Source organism: Sphingomonas parva (ex Maeng et al. 2020) (assembly GCF_004564275.1).
Lineage (GTDB): Bacteria > Pseudomonadota > Alphaproteobacteria > Sphingomonadales > Sphingomonadaceae > Allosphingosinicella > Allosphingosinicella parva.
In genome coordinates this window covers 47,126-71,714 of the sequence record NZ_SPDV01000010.1, presented here as the reverse complement: position 1 = coordinate 71,714, position 24,589 = coordinate 47,126, and the positions used below count along the sequence as shown (strand labels likewise).

The window sequence follows — 24,589 nt, the reverse complement described above, 5'->3', positions numbered from 1 at the left end:
AGCCGCGCCGTCCACTCGACCGCATCGGCGGTGGCCCGTCCTTTGCTCGCGTCCGATGACGCGCAGATCCAAGGTCGGCGCCGTTCGTGCGTGACGCGGATCGGCCTCCCGCCGAAGCAGCCCGGCGGCCCCGACCTCAATGGTTGTGGCGCGGCACCTTCTTCGAGGTACCGCGATAGTCGATCGCGAACTCGAGCACGCCGCCCTCCGACAGCTGCCCGGTCTTCTCGCGATAGAGCGCTTCCCAGGGCGTGTTGCTGGCCGGCGTTTCCGGGATGCCCTCGCCCTCGCGTCGGGCGATCTCGGCCTCTTCGACCAAGGCATCGCAGCGGCCGGTGTTGAGATCGATGCGGATGGTGTCGCCGGTGCGCAGCCAGGCGAGGCCGCCGCCGACCGCGCTCTCCGGGGAGGCGTTGAGGATCGAGGGGCTGTCGGACGTCCCCGACTGGCGGCCGTCGCCGAGCGTCGGAAGGCTGGTGATGCCGCGCTGGAGAAGGGCGTCCGGCGGCTGCATGTTCACCACCTCCGCCGATCCCGGCCAGCCCTGTGGGCCCGAGCCGCGGATGACGAGGATGCAATGCTCGTCGATGTCGAGCCCTGGATCGTTGATGCGGTGGTGGTAGTCGTCGGATCCGTCGAACACGATCGCCCGCGCCTCGAAAATTCCTTCGCGGCCCGGCTCGGCCAGGTAGCGCCGCCGGAACTCCTCCGAGATCACGCTCGTCTTCATGATCGCGAAGTCGAACAGGTTGCCCTTGAGCACCAGGAATCCCGCGCGCTCCTTCAGCGGCTTGTCGAACGGCAGGATCACCTCCCGGTCCTTCGCTTCCCGGCCTTCGAGATTCTCGGCCTGGGTGCGGCCGGTCACCGTCATCTGGCCGCCGTCGAGCTTGCCGGCCTTGAGCAGCTCCCACATCACGGCGGGGACGCCACCAGCCCGGTGGAAGCGCTCCGAGAGATATTTGCCCGCCGGCTGCATGTTGACGAGCAGCGGCAGGTCGTAGCCGTGCTCCATCCAGTCCTCGTGACGGATCTCGACGCCGGCGTGGCGGGCCATGGCGACGATGTGCGGCTGGGCGTTGCTCGATCCGCCGATCGCGGTCGTGACGCGGATCGCGTTGAGGAACGACTCCCGCGTCAGGATCTTCGACGGGCGCAGGTCGTCATAGGCGATCTCGACGGCGCGGCGGCCGGTCTCATAGGCCATCTGGCCGCGCTCGCGGTACGGCGCGGGAATGGCGGCATTGCCCGGCAGCGACATGCCGAGCGCCTCGGAGATCGCGTTCATCGTGGAGGCCGTCCCCATGGTGTTGCAATGCCCCGCGGAAGGCGCGCTGTCGGCGGCACGGCGGAGGAACTCCTCCTCGTCGATCTTGCCCGCGCCGAGCAGGCGGCGCGAGCGCCAGATCACGGTGCCGGAGCCGACCAGCTCGTTCTCGTGCCACCCGTCGAGCATCGGCCCGCCGTTGAGCGTAATCGCCGGGATGTCGACGGTCGACGCGGCCATGATGCCCGCCGGCGTGGTCTTGTCGCAGCCGGTGGTGATCACCACGCCGTCGATCGGATAGCCGTTCAGGATCTCGACCAGGGTCATGTAGGAGAGGTTGCGGTCGAGCGCCGCGGTCGGGCGCCGGCAATTCTCGAAGATCGGGTGCATCGGGAATTCCATCGGAATTCCGCCGGCGTCCCGGATGCCCGCGCGGATCCGGTCGGCGAGCTCGAGATGGATGCGGTTGCACGGCGCGATGTCGGAACCGGATTGGGCGATGCCGATGATCGGCTTGCCGCAGCGCAGCTCATCGGGGGTGATGCCGTAGTTCATGAACCGCTCGAGGTAGAGCGCCGTCATGTCGCTCCGGCCGGGCGCATCGAACCATTCGCGGGAGCGGAAGGGGCGGGCGGGCGTGCGGGTCATCATCGTCTCCGGATGGAATGGGGGCGCGAACCGCCGGAACGGCCGCGCCCCCGTTAGGCTCTGGGTGGAGGGCTGTCAGCCTTCCATCTGCTCCAGCTCCTTGCCCTTGGTCTCGTGGATGAACTTCTGCACGAGGAAGAAGCTGATCACCGCGGACACGGCGTAGAAGGTGTAGCTGCCCGCCAGGCTCCATCCCGCCATGATCGGGAAGGTCTGCGCGATCAGATAGTTGGAGAACCACTGGGCGAAGCCGCACACCGCCAGCGCGGACCCGCGGATCTGGTTCGGGAACATTTCGCCCAGCATGACCCACATGATCGGGCCCCAGCTGACGTTGAAGAAGATCACGTAGAGGTTCGCCGCGACCAGCGCGAGCGTACCGAGGCTGCTGGAAAGCTGCAGGTTGCCCTCCGCGTCGAGCGTGCCGTTGGCGAAGGCATAGACCAAGGCGAACAGGGTCACGGCCATGCCGGCCGATCCGATCAGCAGCAGCGGCTTGCGGCCGATCTTGTCGACCAGCGCGACGGTGACGAAGCAGGCCGCGATCGAGACCGCGCCCGAGACGATGTTGATCTGGAGCGACTGATCCTCGGTGAAGCCGGCGAGCTGCCAGAGCGTCGCGCCGTAATAGAAGATCACGTTGATGCCGACGAGCTGCTGGAAAACGGCGAGCAGCAGGCCCGCCCAGACGATCGGGCGAATGCCGCCGCCGGGCGCCTTGAGATCGCTGAGCCGCGGGCGGTGATCGGCGCTGAAGCTCGCACGGATCTCCTCCAGCTTGGCGCGAGCGACGTCGGCGCCGAACAGCGCGGTGAGCACGTCGCGCGCCTTCTCGTCCCGCCCCTTGGAGACGAGGTAGCGGGGGCTCTCCGGGATGAACAGCAGCGCGACGAGGAACACCGCCGCGGGGATCGCCTGCATCAGGTACATCCAGCGCCACGCCTCGATTCCGCCCCAGAAGCTTGCCGTGGATTCGCCCGCTGCGGCGGCGAGGAAATAGTTCACCACGAACGCCGCGGTCAGGCCGGTGATGATCATGATCTGCTGCACGGTGGTCATCCGGCCGCGGATGCTCGCCGGTGCGACCTCGGAAATGTAGGCAGGCGAGAGGACGCTGGCGGCGCCGACCGCCATTCCGCCGAGGATGCGGGCGACGACGAAGATCGCCTGCTCGTGCGCGAAGCCCTGAATGAGCGCGCCGACCAGGAACAGGAGGGCGGCGAGCATCATCACGTTGCGGCGGCCCATCAGGTCGGCGAGGCGACCGGCAAGGAACGCGCCGATGAAGCAGCCGATCAGAAGCGAACCCACGGTGAAGCCGAGACCGCCCTCGCTCAGCTGGAACGCCTGCTTGAGGCCTTCCTGCGTGCCGTTCACGGCGCCGCTGTCATAGCCGAACAACAGGCCGCCGATCGTCGCCACGGCCACGATCGCGCCGATGAAACCCATGTTCGCCCGGGCCGGGCTTGCTTCGGTCATTCGCTGATCCTCCCTCTTCCCGGAGTCCCCCGGGTCATTTTTGTCGGCGGATGTTAGCGGTAACGGTGACGAAATCCCAAGCGGAAAATCCGTGGTCAGGCGCGCTGCCCCGCGGACGCGGCCGGCGCCTGCAATCGCCCCCGGCTCTGCCAGGACACGGACGGTGGTCCGGCCGACTCCCGCAGCACGAGCTCGTGCTCCAGCACCTTCTCGTTCACCTCGCTCCTGCCGCCGCCGCGGCGGGCCCGGATGTCGACGAGCAACAGCTCGAGCGCCGACGCGGCCATGCTGGAGATCGGCTGGCGCACAGTGGTCAGCTCCGGCCAGACGGAGGTGGCGAGCGACGTATCGTCGAAGCCGACGACGCTGAGGTCGCCCGGGACCGTCAGCCCACGCCGGTGCGCGACGCTGATCGTCGCCGCAGCCATGTCGTCGTTGGCGGCGAAAATCGCGGTCGGCGGCTCCGCCCGTGCCAGCAGCCTTTCGGCGGCGGTGAGCCCCGAGCGATAGGTGAAATAGCCCTGCTCGATCGTCGCCTCTTCGGCGGCAACGCCGTATTCGGCGAGCGCCGCGAGGAAGCCGCGCTCGCGATCGTGGCTGGCGATATGGTTGGGGTGGCCCTTGATCATGCCGAGGCGGCGATGGCCGAGGCTCAGCAGGTGACGGGTGATCTCGGCCGCGGCGGTGAAATCGTCGATCTTGATGTTCGGATTGTCGTGGTCCGGGACGCCCATCGCCACCGTGACGAACGGGATGCCCATCTGGCGCAGCTCGGCCATGATCGGCTGCGACTCCGAAAGCGGCGGCGGGAGGATCACTCCCTCGACGTCGCTGGTCACGAAGCGTCGGATGAGCTCCGCCTGCTCGCCGCCGTCCTCGGACTCGCAGCTCTCGATGACGAGATGGCAGCCTGCCCGCCGAGCGGCTTCGAGCGCTCCGATCAGGAACAGGCTGAGATAGGCCGCAGAAGGGTTCGCGTAGAGCAGGCCGATGTGGGTCGCCTCGCCGGCGGCGAGGTTACGCGCGGCGGTGTTCGGCGTGTAGTTGAGCCTGTTCACGGCTTCGAGCACGGAGGCGCGTGTGCTCTCGCGGACGTTCTTGCCGCCGTTGATCACCCGGGACACCGTCATGGCGGAGACGCCCGCGGCGCGGGCGACATCCTCGATCGTCACGGTGCCACGGCTTCGGCGGGTTGGCTTGTTCATCTCGTCCCCTTTGTGGGCGAGCCTATGACCCTCCTCAGGCCATTGCAAACTGGAACTCACCCATGGCCGTTGACCCGCCGAAGCGCGCGTGTCACTTCAGTGATAGCGCTACCATAAGCGAGGAGAATGTCGGCCGAGGCATCGGACCGGCTCCAGCGGGAGAGGAAGATGACCAGCATTCCGGGGCGTGCCGCCAGCCTTCGTACCGCCGCGAGGATCGCGGCTATCGGCCTCCTTGTCGGCGCCGCCACGGCGTCGCTGTCGAGCGCTGCCGCCCAGCCCGCGCCGACGAGAGCCTCTGCGGAGCGGCCGCTCTACAAGGATCCCTCGCAACCGGTCGGCCGCCGCGTGGAGGATCTTCTCCAGCGCATGACGCTCGAGGAGAAGGTCGCGCAGATGGTCGCGATCTGGGAGCACAAGGACAAGATCCAGACCGACCGCGGCGATTTCTCGCCGGCCGAAGCCTCCCGGAATTTCCCGCACGGGCTCGGCCAGATTTCGCGCCCGTACGACTTTCGCGGCGTGAAGGCGGAGAATGCGCCGGGCGGCGCCGGCGCTGCCGGCGCGACCGCCGCCGCCGTCAACCGGACGGCGCGCCAGACCGCCGAATATGCCAATGCCGCGCAGCGCTGGGCCGTCGAGAAGACTCGCCTCGGCATTCCGCTGCTGCTGCACGAGGAGGCGCTGCACGGCTACGTCGCGCGCGGCGCCACCAGCTTCCCGCAGTCGATCGGCCTCGCCAGCACATGGGACCCTCAGCTGCTCGAGCGTGTCTTCTCCGTGGCCTCGCGTGAGATGCGCGCGGCCGGCGCGAACCTGGCGCTCGCGCCGGTGGTCGACGTCGCCCGTGATCCCCGCTGGGGCCGGATCGAGGAAACCTATGGCGAGGATCCCTATCTCGTCGGCACCATGGGCCTCGCGGTGATCCGCGGATTTCAGGGGACGATGCTGCCGCTCGCCAAGGACAAGGTGTTCGTCACGCTGAAGCACCTCACCGGCCACGGTCAGCCGGAGAACGGCACCAACGTCGGCCCGGCTGATGTCTCGGAGCGCAATCTCCGGTCCAATTTCTTCCCGCCGTTCGAGCGCGCGGTGAAGGAGCTTCCGGTGCTGTCGGTGATGGCGTCGTACAACGAGATCGACGGCATCCCGTCGCACACCAACAAGTGGCTGCTGACCGACGTGCTGCGCGGCGAGTGGGGCTTCAAGGGCGCGGTGATCAGCGATTATTTCGCGATCAAGGAGCTGATCGGCCGTCACCGGATGACCGACGATCTCAGGGTTGCGGCGGAGATGGCAATCAAGGCCGGCGTCGATGCGGAGACACCCGACGGAGAGGCCTACAATCACCTGCCCGAGCTCGTCCGCAGCGGCCGGGTTCCGCAGGCGCTGATCGATGATGCGGTTCGCCGGATCCTGACCATGAAGTTTCAGGCCGGGTTGTTCGAAAACCCCTATGTCGACGCGGCGAGCGCAGACGCGAAGACGGCGACGCCGGACGCGGTCGCGCTCGCGCGTGAAGCCGCGCAGCGCGCGATGGTGCTGCTCAAGAACGACAAGGGCGTGCTGCCGCTCGACGCCGGCAAGATCAAGCGGCTCGCGGTGCTCGGCACCCATGCCCGCGACACGCCGATCGGCGGTTATTCGGACGTGCCGCGTCACGTCGTCAGCGTGCTCGAGGGGCTGCAGAAGGAAGGGCAGGGCAGGTTCGCCGTCGATTATGCCGAGGCGGTGCGGATCACGCGCAGCCGCTCCTGGTCCGCCGACGCTGTCGACCTCGTGCCCGCCGAGGAGAATCGCCGCCTGATCGCCGAGGCGGTCGAGACCGCGCGCAAAGCGGACGTCGTGGTGATGGTGCTCGGCGACAACGAGCAGACCAGCCGCGAGGCCTGGGCGGACGCGCATCTCGGCGACCGCGCGTCGCTCGACCTGATCGGCCAGCAGGAGGAACTCGCCCGCGCCGTGTTCGCGCTCGGCAAGCCGACGGTGGTCCTGCTGCTCAACGGCCGTCCGCTCTCGGTGAATTACCTCGCCGAGAATGCGCCGGCGCTGATCGAGGGCTGGTACCTCGGCCAGGAGACCGGACATGCGGTGGCCGACGTCCTGTTCGGCCGAGTCAACCCGGGCGGGAAGCTGCCGGTCTCGATCGCCCGAAACGTCGGCCAGCTGCCGATCTACTACAATCACAAGCCGACCGCGCGCCGCGGCTATCTGTTCGAGACGACCAAGCCGCTCTATCCGTTCGGCTACGGCCTCTCCTACACCAGCTTCTCCATGTCGGCGCCGCGGCTCGCCGATGCACGGGTCAAGATGGGGCGCAACGTGCGGGTCAGCGTCGACGTCGCCAACACCGGCAGGCGCGCGGGCGACGAGGTCGTGCAGCTCTACGTGCGCGACGACGAAGCGTCGGTGACGCGGCCGGTGATCGAGCTGAAGCGGTTCGAGCGAGTGACGCTGAAGCCCGGCGAGCGCCGCACCGTCACCTTCGAGCTGAAGCCGGACGATCTCGCCTTCTGGAACCGCGAGATGAAGAAGGTGGTGGAGCCCGGCAGCTTCACCATCTCGGCAGGTCCGAACTCGGCCGAGCTGAAGAGCGCGAAGCTCGTCGTCGAGGACTGATCACCGGGAGCGCGCCTGCGCCCGGTCGGGCAAGCCCGGGCTGCACGAGGTCATTCCTAGGCGGCGATGGCGACCGGCGGAAATGCCGGTCCGGTCGCCGCGCCTCGGTTGCGGTGGTCGCTACCGGCGGCTATCCGCACCCGATGGTTTTGGAAGAAAACCTTTTCGCGATCTCACCGCACGCGACGGCCCGGTTCGAGCTGCTGGCGGGGGTCGTGCCGGTCGTCATCGTCGACAATTTCTATGCTCAGCCGGAGGCAATCCGGGAAGTCGCCCTTGGGCTCTCTTATGCGCCGCCGCCTTATCCCTATCCGGGGAGAGTCGCCTCCATCCCTGAGCCGAACCGCTCGCTGGCAGCCGTTCGCGCCGACGTTCTGCGCCTCGTCAACGACCATTATCTGCCGCGGGTGCCGCTAATCCAGCATGAAGGCGGCCGCCTCTCGTCGATCCGGCAGCTTCACACCGATTTCGCGGTGGTGGACGTGCACCCCGACGCGCTGCATCCGGTGCAGCAGCTCCCCCATGTCGATCCAGTGCCCATCTTCGGGCTCGTCTATCTGAACCCCGAGCCGCGCGGCGGGACCTTGTTCTTCAACCAGAAGGGGCCGGCGATCGCGCCGAGCGGCCAGGGCTATCCGGTTTCGGGCAACGAGAGCTTCGAGCTCCTCGATCGGATCGCTCCGGCTTATAATCGGATGGCGATCTACCCGGGCTTCGTGCCGCATTCCGCCGAAATCGACGGGGACTGGATCCGCGGCGAGGCGCGGTTCAGCAGCCCGCGCCTGACCCAGCGGTTCGTCTTTCTTCCCTGAAGCCCGGCGTCTGCATCGTTATTGGCCCAGGCTCTGCTCACGGCAGTCGCGCGGCAAGCCTGGGGCGAGCGGCAGGGCTTGATCGGGCGACACGGCCTTCTCCGTCCACCCAGAATTCCCGCCGGCATCGATCGGTTTGAAGCCGTCGCCGCAGGCCAGGATGCCGGCGCCCCGCACGCCGACCGCCGCGACGTCTTGGAACGAGGCGGCGCCGGGCGACTGCAGCTGCAAGGCGTGGCCCGCGGCGCCCGTGATATGGACGTTCTCGGCCTGCACGCCCTCGATCCGCTGACCAATGAATTGCAGCGCGGGGAGGGTGCTGTCGACGATGCGCATATTCCGCAGCCGAATCGACGCCCTGATCGGTGCGTCGAGCGCATAGAGCCACAATGCGCCCACCCCGAAGCGCCAGTTCGGATCGAAGCTGCCGCCGCGAACGATGAGATTGTCCGCAATCGTGATGGTGCCGGAGAGCGGCACCGCGTCGAAGCGATTGCCGAGATGAATGCCCCCGCCTTGCGTCACGCTGTCGGCGACGACATTGCCGGTCACGCTGATGTCGCGGCCGCCGTAGATGGCGATGCCGTTGGCAAGGACCGGCGCGACGACGACATTGTCGCGATAGGCGAGGTTGTGATTGGCCTCGCGGTGCGACCAGGCGGCGAGACCGTCGTCGCCGGAGTTGCGGACGAAATTCCCTTCCACCACCGCGTCGCTGACGCCGCGCCGCAGGTTGAGCCCGTCCGCCGTGTTGTCGAGGATGCGAAGGCCGCGAATGGCGAGGCTGCGCAATGGCCCGTCCAGCCAGACTCCCACCTTGTGATGCTGCAGCCACAGGTTGCGCAGCTCGGAGCCCTCGCCGAGCGACCCGCCGACACCCGCGCGCTGCAGGGCGTCGACGCGCTCCTTGACCTCGCCGAGGATCGCAAAGTCGCGGAGAACCACCCGGCGCGAGCCGCGCGGCGCCTTGCGGCCGTAGAGCCCTACTCCGTTTCCGCGCAGCACCGAATGCCATAAGCCCGCGCCGGCGATCGTCACCCGATCGACGATGATCTGCCGGTCGATCCGGAAGGTGCCGGGCGGTATCCAGACGGGCACGCCGCGTCGCCGCGCCTGTGCGATCGCCTGGGCAAGCGCTGTCGACGAGTCGCGCGCGCCGAAAGGGTCGGCCCCGAAAGCCAGGATCGAGAGGGCATCGGCAGGCGCGGTTGCGGGCGGCGCGACCAGTTCGAAATCGGCAAGGTCGACGACGGTCCACGGCACCGGCGCTGCCTGGTCGATGCTCAGGCGAATTTGGGTGCCGGCGGGCAACGTGCGGCCAAGCAGCAGGCGCGTCTCGTCATAGAAATGGTGCGCAGCGCCGTCGGACGGATTGTTGGTGAACGGATAGCGCCCGTAGAACCAGCCGTAGCGCGACGTGACGGCGAGGGTGCCGATCCGCTCCTCGCCGACGTGAACGGCGAGGGCGGCGTCGCGTCCTTCGCCGCCCGGCCCGTCCGGGATTGCGGCGCGGACGATGACGGCGTTCGCGGGGGCGGGCAGGGTGAATTCGACATGGTCGTCCGGCCCGGCGAGCAGGACGGCGCGGCGACCCGAGGCCTCGGCGGCCAGGCTCGTGAACGTCCGATCGGGCCCGATCGCGCGGCCGGCGAAGGCGGCATCTTCGGCCTCGATCTCCACGAACGGGAGCCCCGCGGGCGCTTCGGCCGCGGGCAACGCGGCAATCGTGCCGAGCGGTGTCGTCTCGGCCGCAGGTGGCTGGGCGAACAGCAGTCCCGCCAGCAATGCCGTCCTGCCGCTTCGCCCTCGCAAGCAATTTCTCCGGACCGTGCGACAGAAATCGCTCCCGGTCGGGACTTACTGCAGGGGCACCCTGCAGCGAAAGTGTTGTCGGCTTGCCACAGCTGCCGACAAAGCCAATGTGCGCGGGCTCCGCTAACGCAAAGCAATTGACCGTCTCGTCGGCCGCCACTTACAACGCCTGTCAAGTTCGAGTCATACGAACGGGCGAGGATGCGCCATGGCAGGGGCATGAATCGCAGGGGGGGAGTGGAGCCCGAGGCTCCGATCGCTTCTTGCGAATTTTTATACCCTCCGTTGTTAACGCTACCACGCCCATTCGTCGCTCGGCGATAACAGGCCTGCACCCGCTTTGGCGGAGACGGGCGAACCGAGGGGCGGCCGTGATGTCGCCTCCGGCTTGGGGAGGTGGTGAATGAACGTGTCTATCGGTAGGTTTTCGGCTCAGGCCCGCATGCTGCGCGGCGGTGCCTCCACAATGGCTCTCGGTCTCGCCCTGATCGGCCTTGCCCCTGCGGCTCATGCGCAGGACCAGGACGCGCAGCCCGAAGACACGACGACGCAGGTCAGCGCCTCGACCGATCCGTCGGCCGCCGGCAATCCGGATGATGCGTCGGACAGCGACATCATCGTCACCGGTCAGCGGCGCGCTCTGCAGACGTCTGCGACGATCAAGCGCAACGCCGACACCGTCGTCGATTCGATCACGGCGACCGACATCGGCGCCTTCCCCGACAAGTCGGTTGCGGAAGCGCTGCAGCGCGTCCCCGGCATCACCGTCAACCGCTTCGCGGCGAGCAGCGATACCGCCCACTTCTCGGCCGAGCCGTCGGGCGTCATCGTTCGCGGCCTTCCGCAGGTCCGCTCCGAGTTCAACGGTCGCGACACGTTCAGCGCCAACTCGTCGCGCGGCCTGAGCTGGGGCGACGTCACGCCGGAGCTGATGGCCGGCGTCGACACCTACAAGAACCAGACCGCCGAGATGATCGAGGGCGGCATCGCCGGCTCGATCAACCTGCGCACCCGCGTTCCGTTCGACGCGCCCGGGCAGCTGATCCAGTTCGGCGCCAACCTCAACTACAACGATCTGTCCGGCGCAATCACGCCGGACGCGAACGTCTTCTACTCGAACCGTTGGGAGACGGGCCTCGGCGAGTTCGGCCTGATGGGCAATCTCGCTTACTCGCGCGTCCGTACCGCCTCCCAGGGCATCCAGTACGGCCGTGTCGCGATCATCGACGATGCCAACACCGCCAGCCTGCTCGGCACCGGGGCGCCGGACACCGCCTATATTCCGGCGTCGGTCAATTTCCTCGACAACGAATATCGTCGTGAGCGCAAGGGTATCGCCCTCGCGGCCCAGTGGCGCGACCTCGATCACAAGTGGCTGGTCACCGCCCAGTTCAACCGCTCGACCTACGAGAACGCGTGGCAGGAGCGCACCTTCGGATCGTTCGGCATCGGCCCGGATCTGTACAGCTTCAACGTCCGGACGCGGGTCAGCGATACCAATCTGAGCGACCGCATCCCCGTTCCGATGGCGGGTGCGGGCGCCTTCACCTTCGACGAGGACGGCTTCTTCCAGTCGGGCACGATCGTCCGCCAGGGCCAGAACATGTGGTGGGGCCAGCCCGGCGCCAATCCGGGCTACGGCGTCAACCAGGCCGGTCAGCCGATGTTCAACGCTTGCTACAACTGGACGACGCCGCCGTTCGCGGGCTGCAAGGTTGATGCCTTCGGCCGGCCGACCTACGGCGTCGACGTCGGCACCGGCAGCCGCATCAACCAGAACCGCAACATGACCCAGGATGCGGGCCTGAACATCAAGTGGGAGGCGACCGACCGGCTGCGCTTCAACTTCGACGGCCAGTATGTCGATTCCACGGTCGACAATTACGATCTGTCGGTCGAGCATCACTCGTTCGCCAACGTCGCGCTGGACGCGAGCGGCCGCTATCCGCGGATCTCGCTGCTTCCGCCGGACAACATCAACCAGTCGCCGGGCGGCCTCGCCAATCCGAACAACTGGTATCTCCGCTCGGTCATGGATCACCTCGAGGACAGCGAAGGCAACCAGTGGGCGTTCCGCGGCGACGTGGAATACGATCTCGGCACCAACTGGCTCGACTCGATCAAGCTCGGCGGCCGCTACGCGAAGCGCGAGCAGACGGTGCAGTGGAGCACCTACAACTGGGCGAACGTCGCCAACACCTGGACGGACACCGGCACGGCGCATCCGTACTGGAACCTCGACAGCTATGCGCCGTCGGGTGATTTCAAGGGCTATCCGACCGGCATGATCGAGGTCTCGCCGTTCGGCGCGCCGTTCTTCGGCGGCCAGCTTGGCACCTTCCCGTTCGTTCCGTTCAACGCGCTGAAGAACCACGATGCCGATCGCTACAGCCGCGACCTTATCGGGGTGGGCGAGTTCCGCCCGATCTGCACCCGCTTGAACGAGCTCCCGGACAGCTGCTTCGTCGACAACGAAATCGCCGACGTGTCCGAGGACGTGCGCTCGGTCTATGCCATGCTCCGCTTCGGCGGCGACGATGCGACCGTGGGCAGCCTGCGGGTTTCGGGTAACCTCGGCGTGCGCTACGTCGAGACGCGCAACGAAAGCCGCGGCTTCGTCCGTTATCCAGTCGACAACTTCCAGCGGTTCGACATCAACGGGCGGCCGGTCTGCGACGGCCTGCCGCCGGCACAGCAGCCCGGCCAGCCGGCTCCGCCGCCGCAGGCCAACGATCCGGCATTCTGCTACCTCTCGCCCCAGGATGCCTCGTTTATCAGCGGCGGCGGTGAAGAGAGCGTCGCGAAGGCCAAGCACCGTCACTGGTTGCCGAGCTTCAACATGCGGGTCGATCTCACCGACAGCTGGCTCGTCAGATTCGCCGCGTCGCGCGCCCTGTCGCGGCCCGATATCGGCTTCCTGAAGAACTTCGTTTCGATCTCGGCCGGCCTGCCAAACCCGATCGAGGTCAACGATCCCCGCTGGGTCAAGAACTCGGCAGGCGTGATCACCGGCGTCAACCCGACCTACGAGGCGAGCGCGTACAACCCGTACCTGAAGCCGACCACGGCCTGGCAGTTCGACGTCAGCCTGGAGAACTATTTCGGGAATGCGGGTCAGTTTTCGCTCGCCGGCTTCTACAAGACGTTCTCCAACTACATCCAGTACGGCACGTTCGTGCAGTCGTTCACCCGCGGCGACGTCACCCGCGACGTCTTCGTCCGCGGTCCGGCGAACGGATCTGGCGCCAAGATCTACGGCTTCGAAGCGGCCTATCAGCGCTTCTTCGACTTCCTGCCCAAGCCGCTCGATGGTCTCGGCATCCAGACGAACTACACCTACGTGAAGAACAGCGGCGTGCCGAACTCGAACCTGACGCCGGTCGGAAGCACCGGGGAGACCACCAACGCCGGCAACGCCGGTACGTCGCTCAACCCCGGCTCGCTCGAGGGCCTGTCGAAGCACAGCTTCAACGTGGTCGGCATGTACGAAAAGGGCCCGCTCGCCATGCGCCTCGCCTACAACTGGCGGTCGCGCTACCTGGTGACGGCGGTGGACTGTTGCGTCTACCTGCCGGTCTGGCAGGAGGGCGCGGGCTTCCTCGACGGCTCGATCCGCTACGGCATCACCGAGAACATCGAGCTCAGCCTGCAGGGCAGCAACCTGCTCAACACCAAGACGGTGCTGAGGACGCAGGTTGCCGACGAGGAGAGCCCGGAGGGCCGGCGTACGCTGATGCCGAACGGCTGGTTCCAGAACGACCGGCGCTTCACCGCAGGCGTCCGCGTCCGCTTCTGATCGGAACGGTAAGCAACTGGGAGGCGTCGCCGCAGGCGGCGCCTCCTTTTTCTTGACCTGACGTCGGGCCGCTCCACCGCGCGTCTCTTGCCAGCCGGCGCGCACTTGGAGAGGTTGCGCCACTTCGGAATGGATGGGTGAAGCCTGTGAAGCAGCCACTGAACCTGGTCATCGTCGGCGGCGGCACGGCAGGCTGGATGGCGGCAGCCGCCTTCTCTCGCGTCCTCGGTCCCGGCGTGTGCCGCATCCGGCTGATCGAATCCGAGGAAATCGGCACGGTCGGCGTCGGCGAAGCGACGCTGCCGCACATGAAGTCGTTCAACGATCTGATCGGCCTCGACGAGGTCGAGATGATGCGGGAGACCAGCGCCACCTTCAAGCTCGGCATCGACTTCGTCGACTGGGGCGGGAAAGGACGGCGATACGTCCACCCCTTCGGTGATCACGGGCGTCCGGCACTCGGCCTGCCCTTCTACCAGCACTGGCTCCGCGCTGTGCAGGGCGGGGCCGACCTCGATATCGGCGATTTCTCCTATGCCGTGGTCGCGAGCCGGCTCAACCGCTTCGATTTTCCCAATGCGGACCCGCAGCGGATCGATTCCACCTACAGCTACGCCTATCATTTCGATGCCTCGACTTATGCCCGGCTGCTGCGCAGGCTCGCCGAGAGCGCGGGCGTCGTCCGAACCGAAGGCAAGGTCCGCGAGGTGAAGCTCGATCCGCTCAATGGCGAAATTGCCGCGCTCGCGCTCGAATCCGGTGAGGATGTCGCCGGCGACTTCTTCGTCGATTGCTCCGGCTTTCGCTCCCTGCTGCTGGGCCAGACGCTCGGCGCGGAGTGGGAGAGTTGGTCGCAATGGCTGCCCTGCGATCGCGCCTTTGCCGTGCCGAGCGCCCGGGCGACCGATTTCAGCCCCTACACCCGGTCCACCTGCCGCGAGGCGGGATGGCAGTGGCGCATCCCGCTGCAGCATCGCACCGGCAATGGCCATGTCTTCGCATCGCAGTTCATCAGCGAGGACGAGGCTGCGGCCACCCTGATGCAGAACCTCCCCGAAGAGGCGCTGGGCGAGCCGCGGATGCTGCGGTTCGAGGCGGGCCGGCGGCTGAAATCCTGGTCTCGTAACTGCGTGGCTCTCGGGCTCGCCAGCGGCTTCCTGGAGCCGCTGGAATCAACCAGCATCTACCTCATCCAGGTCGCGATCATGCACCTGCTGCCGCTCCTGCCGACGACGCCCGTCGATCCGGCCCTGGCTGATGAGTTCAACCGCCGGATCGAGATCGAATACGAGCGAATCCGTGATTTCCTGATCCTCCATTATCACGCCACGGGCCGCGACGATTCCGAGTTGTGGCGCTATTGTCGCGCGATGCCGATCCCGGAGAGCCTGCAGCGCAAGCTCGCGCTGTTCCAGCACAGCGGATATATCGAGCAGTATCGCGACGGCCTGTTCACCTTGCCGAGTTGGGTCGCGGTCTACGCCGGGCAGGGGGTGATCCCGACCGGCCATCATCCGCTCGCGGAGGGGCTCCCGTACGACCGCCTGATCGCCGATCTCGAGCGGCTGCGCGACGAGGTCCGGCAACGGGCGGAGGCGATGCCCGCCCACGAGGATTTCGTCGGGCGCTACGCGCCGGCGCTCGCCCTCGTGCAGGCCAGTGGAGCACACCCATGAGCCGGCGGGTGTCCAGCGTCCTGGTCGTCGGCCGCGACGCCGCGGCGTTCGTCGCCGCGCTTGCGATCTGCCGTTCCCTCGGGCGAACCGGCGTGCGGGTCCAGCTCCTCGAGCTGCCGTCGCTGCTGAAGCCGGTCGACGTCTACGCGGGTCTGCCGGCCCTTCATGGGCTGAACCGGATGCTCGGGCTGGAGGAGGCGGACGTGCTCGCAGCATGCGCCGGCGTCCCGGTGATGGCGCAACGCTTTTCCAACTGGGGGCGAGGGCGGCGTCCGTTCCTGATCGGTTACGACACGCCGGCGACGAGCGGCGGGAATGCCGGCTTCTTCCAATATTGGCTGAAGGCGAAGGGTGAGGGGCTGAGGGTCGAGCTCGAGGATTTCAGCCTTGCGGCGGCCGCCGCCAAGCAGGGACGCGTCCCGTCCGACCATCTGCCCGCAGGACCCGTATCGGCCGCCCCCGGCTACCATCTCGATGCCTCGAGCTACGTCGCCCTGCTGCGTCGCGCCGCTCTTCAGGAAGGGGTGGAGATCGTCTCCGGCACGATCGGCGCAGTCTCGGCGGGCGATCACGGCATCGAGCAGATCGCCTTGAAGGATGGCCGCCGAATGGGCGCCGATCTCTACGTCGACGCGACCGGCGCTGACGCCACCCTGATCGGTGCACTCGGTTCCGATTTCACTTCTTGGGCGGAGTGGCTGCCCTGCGACCGCATCCTCGCCGCATCGGGCAAGAAGCTTTCACCGCTCCCCGCGTTCAGCGAGATTTCCGCCTTCAAGGGCGGCTGGGTCGGGCTCCATCCCTTGCAGGATCGCACCGCATTGGTCGCCTGCTACGCCAGCAGGGACTGCCCGGATGCGGAGACCAGCGAGCTTCTGCCGATCGTCGCGGGCATCGCGCTCGATCAGGACGCCTTCGTCACCCCCTTCCGGACCGGCATACGGCAGCGCCCTTGGGTCGCGAATTGCGTCGCCCTGGGAGACTCGGCGGTGGCGCTCGAGCCTTTGTCCGCAGTGCAGCTTCATCTGATCCATCTCGCCGTTTCGCACCTGATCACGCTCTTCCCCGCCGACGCCGGCAACATGATGGAAGCAGTGGCCTACACGCGGCTGATGCACTCCCACGCCGTCAACCTGCGGGACTTCCAGGCGGCCCATTACAAGCTCAATCGCCGCTACGACGAGCCGTTCTGGGATCGCGTGCGGCAAGCGGCGGGCCCGGAATCGCTGGAAGAAAAGATCCGCCTGTTCGCGGCACGGGGCATGATCCCCTTGCGGGAGGATGAGACCTTCCAGGAAGAAAGCTGGACCGCGCTGCTCGCGGGGCACGGCGTTGCGCCACGCGGCTATGACCCGCGCGTCGATCTGCTCTCGCAGCAGCAGCATATGGAAACGATCCAGCAGCGCCTGCGCGCGATCGGCGATCAGGTTCGGGCGATGCCGACGGTCGAGGCGTCGCTGGCCGGGGTCGCGGCCAGACAGGACAGCGCATGAACGATCCCCGGATCCGCAGCATCGTCATCGTCGGCGGCGGAACGGCCGGCTGGATGACGGCCGCCGCGCTGGCGAAAGTGGTCGGCACGGAGAACGTCTCGATCACGCTGGTGGAATCGGAGGAGATCGGGACGGTCGGCGTCGGCGAGGCGACGATTCCGCCGATCCTGCTGTTCAACAAGATGCTCGGGATCGACGAGGATACGTTCGTCCGCGAGACCAACGCCACGTTCAAGCTCGGCATCGATTTCGTCGACTGGCGGCGGCCGGGACACCGCTACTTCCATCCGTTCGGCCTGCTCGGCGCCGATCTTCCCGATCGTGTCGGCTTCGTCCATTTCTGGCTGCGCTGGGTGCAGGAGGGGGGCAATCCCGATTTCTCCCGGTTCAGCGCCGAGACCGAAGCAGCGCGGGTCGGCCGCTTCGCGCGAACCCCGCCAACCGGCGGCGCGCTGCCCAACATCAATTACGCCTATCAGTTCGATGCGTCGCTCTACGCGGCCTTCCTGCGCCGCTTTGCGGAGGCACGCGGCGTCGAGCGGATCGAGGGGCGCATCGTCGCTGTGCGGCGCGACGCTGAGACCGGGTTCATCGCCGCGGTCACCCTGCAGGACGGGCGCAGCGTCGCCGGCGAGTTCTTCGTCGATTGCTCGGGCTTCAGGAGCCTGTTGCTCGGTGACAGCCTCGAGGTCCCGTTCGAGGACTGGAGCCGTTGGCTGCCCTGTGATCGCGCGGTGGCGGTGCCGTGCGCGCGCACCAATGATCCTACGCCGTTCACCACCGTCACCGGCCGCGAGGCCGGCTGGCAATGGCGCATCCCGCTCCAGCACCGGACGGGCAACGGCTATGTGTTCGCCAGCGCCTTCATCGGCGAGGAGGAGGCCACCGAGAAGCTGCTGTCGCGCCTCGACGGCGCTGCTCAGGCCGAACCGCGCGTCCTCCGCTTCAAGGCCGGGCGCCGCCGCGTGTGCTTCGAGAAGAACTGCCTGGCGGTAGGGCTCGCTGCCGGCTTCCTCGAGCCGCTGGAATCGACCAGCATCCACCTCATCCAGATCGCGGTGAACAAGCTGCTCGACATGTTCCCGAACCGCGATTTCCACCCGGCGATCCTCTCCCGGTTCAACGACGAGACCAACCAGGTCTACGATTCCATCCGCGACTTCCTGATCGCCCACTACAAGCTGACCGAGCGCGATCAGCCGTTCTGGCGTCATTGTCAGGACATCGAGCCGCCGGACAGCCTTGCCACCAAGCTCGATCTGTTTCGCGGCCGCGCCCAGGTGTTCCCGAGCGGCTTCGACACGTTCCACGAGACGAACTGGTTCGCGATCCTCTACGGCCAGGGCTTCGAGCCGGAGAGCTACCATCCGCTCGCCGACAACATGTCCAGCGACGAGCTGCGGGTGACGCTGGCCCAGATCCGCGCGGCGATCCAGAAACGCGTGGACGGGCTGCCGCCGCACCAGGCGTTCCTCGAGGCCGTCGCCTCGAGGCCGGGCGGGGGGGCGCTGATCTAGAGGCTCTGGCGCACCGCCTGCTGCCCGCCCGCAGCCGCGAGCGCCTGGCCGATGACGCTCTCGTGCGTCGGCAGCTGGCCGGCAATCTTGGCATAGCCCTTCCGGAGCTCCGCCATTGCGGCGACGACCTGGTCGTCCGGCAGCGAATCGGCGAGCGGATCGTGGCCGCTCGGCACGATCCCCTGGCCCAGCATTACCGCCACCCAGCTCGGCAGCTCGAACAGCTCGTCGCTGTAGCGGAAGATGCGGCCCTTGTCGGCGAACAGTTCGATCTTGCGGCGCAGGCTGTCCGGCATCTCGACCGCGCGCACGTCACGCCAGAACGGCTCCGGCCGCCGCGTCGCCTGATAATGGAGGATGATGAAGTCGCGTACCGCCTCGTAGCTCTCGCTCATGAAGCGGTTGTATTCGCGCCGCTCGGCCTCCGCGAAGCCGGTGTCGGGGAACAGCGAGAACAGGCGGTGGATGCCGTACTGAATGAGATAGATGCTGGTCGATTCCAGTGGCTCCAGGAACCCGCTGGACAGGCCGATCGCGACCACATTGGCCTCCCAGGATCGCGCCCGGCGGCCGGCCGTGAAGCGCAGCCGGTTGAAGTTGCCGATCTGCGCCGAATCGAGATGCTCCACCAGGATGCGCTCGGCCTCGTCGTCACCCAGATAGGCGCTGGAATAGACATGGCCGTTGCCGGTCCGGTGCTGCAGCGGGATCCGCCACTGCCAGCCGGCCTTGTGCGCGATGGAGCGGGTGAACGGCGTGATCGGCTCTCGGCGCGCGCTCGGCACCGCGATCGCGCGGTCGCACGGCAGCCAGTGGCTCCAGTCCTCGAACGCAACGCCGAGCGTCTGGCCGAGCAGAAGGCTGCGGAAGCCGGAGCAGTCGATGAACAGCTCGCCCTCGATCCGCTGGCCGTCAGCCAGCGTCACCGCCGTAACGTGGCCGCTCTGCGGATCACGGGCCACGTCGACGATGCGGCCCTCGATCCGCTCGATACCTCCCGCTTCGGCATAACGGCGCAGCATTGCGGCGTAGAGGCCGGCATCGAGATGATAAGCGTAGCCGATGTTGGTGAGCGCGGAGCGGCCGCTCTTGTCCGGATGGGCGAAGCGATGCTCCTGCGCCGCGAGCGCAGAAATGGAATAGGCGGTGATCGGGCCGACCGCGGGATTGCTGCGGTGCTTCAGCCAGAGTTGGTGAAAGTCGACTCCGTTGAGGTTGAGGCCGAGCTTGCCGAACGGATGGAAGTAGCGTTCGCCCTCCGCGCCCCAGCCGACGAAGTCGATGCCGAGCTTGTAGGTGCCCTTGGTCTCGCGCAGGAAATCCGCTTCCGGAATGCCGAGCTGCTGGTTGAACTCGATCATCGGCGGGATCGTGCCCTCGCCGACGCCGACCGTGCCGATCTCGGCCGATTCGATCAGGCGGATGCGGCGCTTGCCGCCGCCGGCCAGGAAGCGCGCGGCCGCCGCCGCGGTCATCCATCCGGCAGTGCCCCCGCCGACGATCACGATGTTGCGGATCGGCTCCCCATTCATCCTGCGCTCATTCCCTCTCTGGCATCGGCTCTGTTCGCGGGTGCTAGCGCATTTGGCGCTGCCGCACAGCAACTATGGCGTCGTGCGCCGCACCGTTGCGCGGTGCCGAGCGGAGCGGCTATTCGGTCGGTCGAAAGGTTCAGGGAGGTTCGGGTGAACACCAAGACGAAGACGTTGATTGCCGCTTTTGCCATGCTTTTCGGCGCCGACGCTGCGCTCGCCCAGGCGATGGGCGGCGGCGGGCCGGCACCGGGGAGCGCGGATTCGAAGGCGGTCGCGCGCGGCAATCAGGAAGTGAACGCCGAGTACAACCGTCAGATCGGCGCCAAGGATCGCAAGGGCGGCCGGCGTCGCGGTCCGGTCGCCGCCACGGTTGAGGATCTGGTCGCGGGTACGATCGTGCATGGCAACGCCGGCGTGACGCTCGGCACGATCGACAGCCTCGACGTGACCGGCGTGATCGTCGCCGCGCCCGGCGGCAAGGTGAAGGTCCCGGTGGACGCCTTCGGCAAGGACAAGAACGGCCTGCTGATCCAGATGGGCAAGACCGAGTTCGACGCGGCCGTCGCGGCGGCGAACGCCTCGCCCAACGGCTGATCGCCGGCACCTGGTCGAACGAGGGCAGCGGCCGTGGCCGCTGCCCTTTTCGTGTCGGCTCAGCCGAGCTGGCTGAGCATCTGGCGGAGGAACTGCTTGAGCATCGCCCGCTGCTGCGGGGTGGACTCGCCGAGCAGCCCGCGCGCCGCCGGTGGGATGTGCTCCGCGGGATTGCCGTTCAGCTGAAAGACGTAATGGTCGATCAGCGCGCGCCAGGCCCGACGTTTCGGCTCGGGCAGGTGGCTAATCGTGAGCAGGCCGTGGGCGAGCGCGTGCAAGGGCGATCCCGCGTCGGCCGGCGCATCGCTCCACCAGTAATTGACGAGGATGTTGAGCGGCCCCGTGGCGCGGACATGATGCCACCACAGGCTGGGGATGAACAGGCCGTCACCGGGTCCCATGTCTGCGACGGTCGCGGTGGCGAGCGCGTCACGGATACGCGGGTAGAGCTCGAAATCGGGCCGGGACAGATCGACCAGGCTGGTCGGCCGTCCCGCCACCGTCCGCTCGAGCGGGCCGACATACAGGTTCGCCACCTGCTCGGGCGGGACCAGGACGAACCGGCGGCGTCCGCGGACGACGCAGGCGATGTTGTCCGCCTCGTCATAATGGGCGGAGACGTTGGTATCGTTGCCGATCCAGATCCGCGGCTCGGCGTCCGCCTTGCCGGCGAGAACGGGCATGGCGTTCTGTTCCTCGAAGCCGGGGAGCAGCTGTCGCACCGCGGTCGAGCCCAGATAGATCGCCTGGCGCTGGCCCTTCTCTGCGACGGCGATGAGCGTCTGGAGGAGGAAGGCGAGCTTGGTGTCGACGATGGTGAAGTTGAAGCCATCCATCGTCGGCCGATAAGAGAAGCGACCCTCGGTCGTTTCCGGCGCCATGAACGCTTTGATCGGCATGCCGCTGTCGAAGCGGGCGAGATAGTCTCGAATCGCCGCGGGCGGCTGGAGGCCGGCCTGGACAGCAGGCCAATCGGCGGAGAGCCCGCGCAGCAGGGTCGGCTCGTAGCGCGAGGCGACGTCCCGCGCGAACCCCTCCGCAGTCAGCCCGCGCGCATCGATTTCGCGCACCGGGGGCAGCGTGTCGATGTCGAAGGTCGGATCCGCTTCAGCCATGCCGCCGCTTAGCCGAGGCGCGCGAAAGTGTCGATGCAAACGGCTCTCGTGCGCCTCGGAGGCGGCGCTCAGATCTTCACGAACCAGCGCTTGCGGCGCAGCGCCTCGACGCAGGCCCAGATGAAGGCGATGTAGAGCAGGATCGGAAGCAGCGAGGCCAGACGATCGCCGATCGCGTCCCGGGTCACCTCGAACGGCACGAGCAGGAGGTCCCAGCCGGGCATGTTCCCGGTCAGCATGTGGATGACATAGGCCGCGATCGCGTTGATCCCGAACGGCAGGGTCGCCGCGAGCACCAGCCGCTTGCCCAGACCGTGCTGGTCCGGTCCGTCGAGCCAGAGGTGAAGCGGCGCGAGCACCAGAGCGGTGATGCCGCAGGTGAGCAGGACGAAGCTGCTCGACCAGATGTCTTTCACCACAGGGAAGACGAGACCCCAGGCGAGGCCGGCCGCGACCATGGTTGCGCCCAGCACCGCCAGGCGGACGGCGCTTGCCTTGCCACGGGCGGAAAGCAGATATTCGCCGATGGCGACGCCGATCAGGCCGTGCGCGATCGCCGGAAGCGTGCCGAGCAGGCCCTCGGGATCATAGCCTTCCGGGCCGGTCACGTAATTGTGGTTGCCGGCGCCGAGCAGCAGGCGGTCGAAAGCGCCGACGAAATTGTGGCCGCGAACCCAGAGGTCGGTCGAGAGGCCGTCCGGTTGCGGCAGCAGCGTCAGGGGCCAGTAAAGGATCAGCAGCGCGGCGATGATCGCCAGCCGCACGCGCGGACCGCAGAGCAGGAAGAGGATCGCACAGGCGCCATAGACTAGGCCGATCCTTTGCAGGACGCCGAACAGCCGCCAGCTGGTCGCGGAGAAATCGGAGAAGTACCACAGGTTCGAGAGCACGAAGCCGAGCACGAACAGGCGGATGGTGCGGCCGAGTATGTGCCTTGCCTGATCGGCATCCAGTCCGCGCTCGGCGGCGCTGCGCATCGCCAGCGGGATGGAGACGCCCACCATCATCAGGAAGCCGGGGAAGACGACGTCGGCCAGCGTCAAGCCCTGCCAGTGCGAGTGGAGCAGGGTGGGGAAGACCTCGGCGCGATCGCCGACGCCGGCGGCGGAGTTCACCAGGATCATGCCGATCACCGTCAGTCCGCGCAGCACGTCGAGCGACAGCAGGCGCCCCCCCGAGCCGCGCGCGACCGCGTCCGTCCGTTGCGATGCCTGATCCATTCCGCCCCCCGTGTCTTTCAAGTGTCGTGCAGTTCCGCGACCACGTCGTACGAATCGCCGCGGTAATGCGATTGGGTGAACTCGGCGGCGCGTCCGTCCGCGAGGAAGCCGATCCGCTCGATGAACAGGCCCGAGGCGCCGGTGGCCACCCCGAGGGCTTCGGCCTGCTCCGCGGTGAAGGCGACGGCGCGCAGCCTCTGCAGCGCGCGCACCGGCCGGTGACCGGTCCTCTCCAGCGCCTCGTAGAGCGAGTCTTGCACTGCGTCGGGACTCTCGAGGCAATAAGCCGGAATGGTCGATTGCTCGAGCGCCATCGATTCCCCGTCCGCGTAGCGGATGCGGCTGAACCGGTAGACCATGGTCCCGGGGGAGAGGCCCAGCGACAGCGCTTCCTCGGGCGTGACCGCACCGGCGGAGCGGCCGACCCAGACGCTGTGCGGGTTGCGGCCGCGGGAGCGCATATCCTCGGAGAAGGAGGACAGCTTGGAAAAGCTCTTCACCACGCGCCGGCCGATCACGAAGGTGCCGGCGCCGCGGCGGCGGCTCAGCAGACCTTCGTCGACCAGCCCGTCGATCGCCTTGCGGACGGTGATGCGGGAGACGTCGAATTCCTCGGCGAGATCGCGTTCCGTCGGGATCGCCTCGCCCTCTCCGACGAGGTCGGTCTTGATCGCGTCCCGCACCAGTTTCTGGAGCTGGAGGTACAGCGGCTGCGGATCGTGCTTCCGCAGGCTTCCGCACGCCTCACTCAGCCGCACCGGTCAGCGCCTTGTTGACCGCTCGGATCAGCTTCTGATCGTCGCTGTCCTGAGAGATTTCCCAGACCATGATGCCGCCGGTGCGCTCACGCGCGAGGCGGCTCTTCTCGATCAGCGTCGGCAGCCCGTTGAAGGTGATGTAGCTGCAACCCGCGCATCGGCTGCCGATCACGTCGGTCAGCGTGGCAGCGCCGGGATAGGCCGCCTCGATCTCGCGGAACGCCCAGTTCGGCTTGTAGCGGCCGTAGCCGTAGCCGTAGAAGGGGACGCCGAGGATCAGTCGCTCCTGCGCTACGCCGCGATCGCGCCACAGCTGGATGTCCTTGCGCGCCTGCGCGACCGTCGAATGCTCGTCGCCCGCCTCGCCCCAGCTTGGGCCGATCGCGTCATAGGTCATGATTGCGACTAGGTCGAAATAGGGGATCGACGAGGTCGGCACCATTCCGCCTTCGTAGGAGGCGGTCGCACAGGTGAGCAATTTTCCGCGGGCCTTCAGCGCACGGCTGAGCTCGGCGACGAACGGCGTGAAGTTGCCGGCCTGATCGATCTTCGTCAGCAGGGCGCCCTCGATGTCGACGTCAATTCCATCGAGACCATATCGTTCGACCGCCTCGATCAGCGATTTCACCACTTTCGCGCGACGCTCGGGGCGGAGCAATGCTTCCCAGTCGCCGGAGCACTCGGGGATCGCGCCGCCCCCAAGCGAGATCAGGATCTTGCTTCCGCCCTGGTGCGCCCTCCCGACGAGGGCCCGCACGGCGTCGCCGCTCAGCATCCTGTCCTCGCCGTCGGCTGCGCAGGTGAAGCGGGCCTTGCCGGCGATGCGCCCATCCTTGTCCGGATTGACGAAGGCGATGTTGAGGTGGGTGTATTGGGAAAGGTCCGATCGCCCGATCGCGGCATCGACGCCGCGAAAGGCGGGGATGTAGCCGATCGTCACAGAGCGGGCGGGCTCGGCCAGGGCTGCTGGGGACGCGAGCGTCGACACCGCGGCCACGGCAAGCGACATGACGACCGACCAGCTCCGCATCCGCAATAATACC

Annotated in this window: 16 protein-coding genes; 7 read left to right on the top strand and 9 right to left on the bottom strand. The window is 67.4% G+C overall.

Going from position 1 to position 24,589, the window contains the following annotated elements; translation table 11 throughout:
* Positions 1-136 precede the first annotated feature (136 nt).
* From E2493_RS06945 to E2493_RS06935, 3 genes are all read right to left on the bottom strand, one after another.
* Positions 137-1,918, bottom strand: coding sequence for an IlvD/Edd family dehydratase (locus E2493_RS06945; protein ID WP_263854058.1), 1,782 nt, complete (start codon positions 1,916-1,918; stop codon positions 137-139).
* Positions 1,919-1,990: 72 nt separating this feature from the next.
* On the bottom strand, positions 1,991-3,394 hold the full coding sequence (locus tag E2493_RS06940) for a sugar porter family MFS transporter (RefSeq protein ID WP_135085093.1): 1,404 nt from the start codon (positions 3,392-3,394) through the stop codon (positions 1,991-1,993).
* A gap of 95 nt (positions 3,395-3,489) precedes the next feature.
* Positions 3,490-4,599, bottom strand: a complete 1,110-nt coding sequence (locus E2493_RS06935; RefSeq protein WP_135085091.1) for a LacI family DNA-binding transcriptional regulator — start codon at positions 4,597-4,599, stop codon at positions 3,490-3,492.
* A 168-nt stretch (positions 4,600-4,767) separates the two neighbouring features.
* On the opposite strand from E2493_RS06935, the gene E2493_RS06930 reads away from it, so the two are divergent.
* Together E2493_RS06930 and E2493_RS06925 are read left to right on the top strand one after the other, a co-directional pair.
* Positions 4,768-7,218, top strand: a complete 2,451-nt coding sequence (locus tag E2493_RS06930; RefSeq protein WP_135085089.1) for a glycoside hydrolase family 3 N-terminal domain-containing protein — start codon at positions 4,768-4,770, stop codon at positions 7,216-7,218.
* Positions 7,219-7,361: 143 nt separating this feature from the next.
* Positions 7,362-8,030, top strand: coding sequence for a DUF6445 family protein (locus tag E2493_RS06925; RefSeq protein WP_135085087.1), 669 nt, complete (start codon positions 7,362-7,364; stop codon positions 8,028-8,030).
* Positions 8,031-8,048: 18 nt separating this feature from the next.
* Here E2493_RS06925 and E2493_RS06920 read toward each other — a convergent pair whose 3' ends face one another.
* The gene (locus E2493_RS06920; protein WP_135085085.1) at positions 8,049-9,842 is read right to left on the bottom strand and encodes a glycosyl hydrolase family 28-related protein; all 1,794 of its coding nucleotides are present in this window, start codon (positions 9,840-9,842) and stop codon (positions 8,049-8,051) included.
* Between the two features lie 403 nt (positions 9,843-10,245).
* On the opposite strand from E2493_RS06920, the gene E2493_RS06915 reads away from it, so the two are divergent.
* The 4 genes from E2493_RS06915 to E2493_RS06900 all read left to right on the top strand — a co-directional run bounded on the left by E2493_RS06915 (position 10,246) and on the right by E2493_RS06900 (position 18,324).
* Positions 10,246-13,638, top strand: a complete 3,393-nt coding sequence (locus E2493_RS06915) for a TonB-dependent receptor (RefSeq protein ID WP_135085083.1) — start codon at positions 10,246-10,248, stop codon at positions 13,636-13,638.
* 137 nt (positions 13,639-13,775) lie between these two features.
* Positions 13,776-15,314 carry a tryptophan halogenase family protein gene (locus tag E2493_RS06910; protein WP_135085081.1) on the top strand — a complete coding sequence of 513 codons (1,539 nt, stop codon included), beginning with the start codon at positions 13,776-13,778 and terminating at the stop codon, positions 15,312-15,314.
* The gene (locus E2493_RS06905; RefSeq protein WP_135085079.1) at positions 15,311-16,807 is read left to right on the top strand and encodes a tryptophan 7-halogenase; all 1,497 of its coding nucleotides are present in this window, start codon (positions 15,311-15,313) and stop codon (positions 16,805-16,807) included. Before E2493_RS06910 ends, E2493_RS06905 begins: the two co-directional genes overlap by 4 nt.
* Positions 16,804-18,324 carry a tryptophan halogenase family protein gene (locus tag E2493_RS06900; RefSeq protein WP_135085077.1) on the top strand — a complete coding sequence of 507 codons (1,521 nt, stop codon included), beginning with the start codon at positions 16,804-16,806 and terminating at the stop codon, positions 18,322-18,324. The genes E2493_RS06905 and E2493_RS06900 overlap by 4 nt, the downstream gene beginning before the upstream one ends.
* On the opposite strand, the gene E2493_RS06895 is transcribed toward E2493_RS06900, so the two are convergent.
* Positions 18,321-19,856, bottom strand: coding sequence for a tryptophan halogenase family protein (locus tag E2493_RS06895; RefSeq protein ID WP_135085075.1), 1,536 nt, complete (start codon positions 19,854-19,856; stop codon positions 18,321-18,323). The two genes, E2493_RS06900 and E2493_RS06895, sit on opposite strands and share 4 nt — an antisense overlap.
* A gap of 153 nt (positions 19,857-20,009) precedes the next feature.
* Between E2493_RS06895 and E2493_RS06890 the strand changes: the two genes are divergently transcribed.
* The gene (locus E2493_RS06890; RefSeq protein ID WP_135085073.1) at positions 20,010-20,453 is read left to right on the top strand and encodes a hypothetical protein; all 444 of its coding nucleotides are present in this window, start codon (positions 20,010-20,012) and stop codon (positions 20,451-20,453) included.
* Between the two features lie 59 nt (positions 20,454-20,512).
* On the opposite strand, the gene E2493_RS06885 is transcribed toward E2493_RS06890, so the two are convergent.
* The 4 genes from E2493_RS06885 to E2493_RS06870 form a co-directional block, all read right to left on the bottom strand.
* A complete protein-coding gene (locus tag E2493_RS06885) occupies positions 20,513-21,568 on the bottom strand; it encodes a cupin-like domain-containing protein (protein WP_135085071.1) in 1,056 nt (351 codons plus the stop codon).
* Between the two features lie 68 nt (positions 21,569-21,636).
* Positions 21,637-22,788 (bottom strand): acyltransferase family protein, encoded by a 1,152-nt coding sequence (locus E2493_RS06880; RefSeq protein ID WP_135085069.1) that lies wholly within the window; start codon positions 22,786-22,788, stop codon positions 21,637-21,639.
* 17 nt (positions 22,789-22,805) lie between these two features.
* Entirely contained in the window at positions 22,806-23,546 is a 741-nt protein-coding gene (locus E2493_RS06875; protein ID WP_135085067.1) for a GntR family transcriptional regulator, read from the bottom strand.
* Positions 23,533-24,555 carry a glycosyl hydrolase family 18 protein gene (locus E2493_RS06870; protein WP_225421193.1) on the bottom strand — a complete coding sequence of 341 codons (1,023 nt, stop codon included), beginning with the start codon at positions 24,553-24,555 and terminating at the stop codon, positions 23,533-23,535. Before E2493_RS06870 ends, E2493_RS06875 begins: the two co-directional genes overlap by 14 nt.
* Between the last annotated feature and the right edge of the window lie 34 nt (positions 24,556-24,589).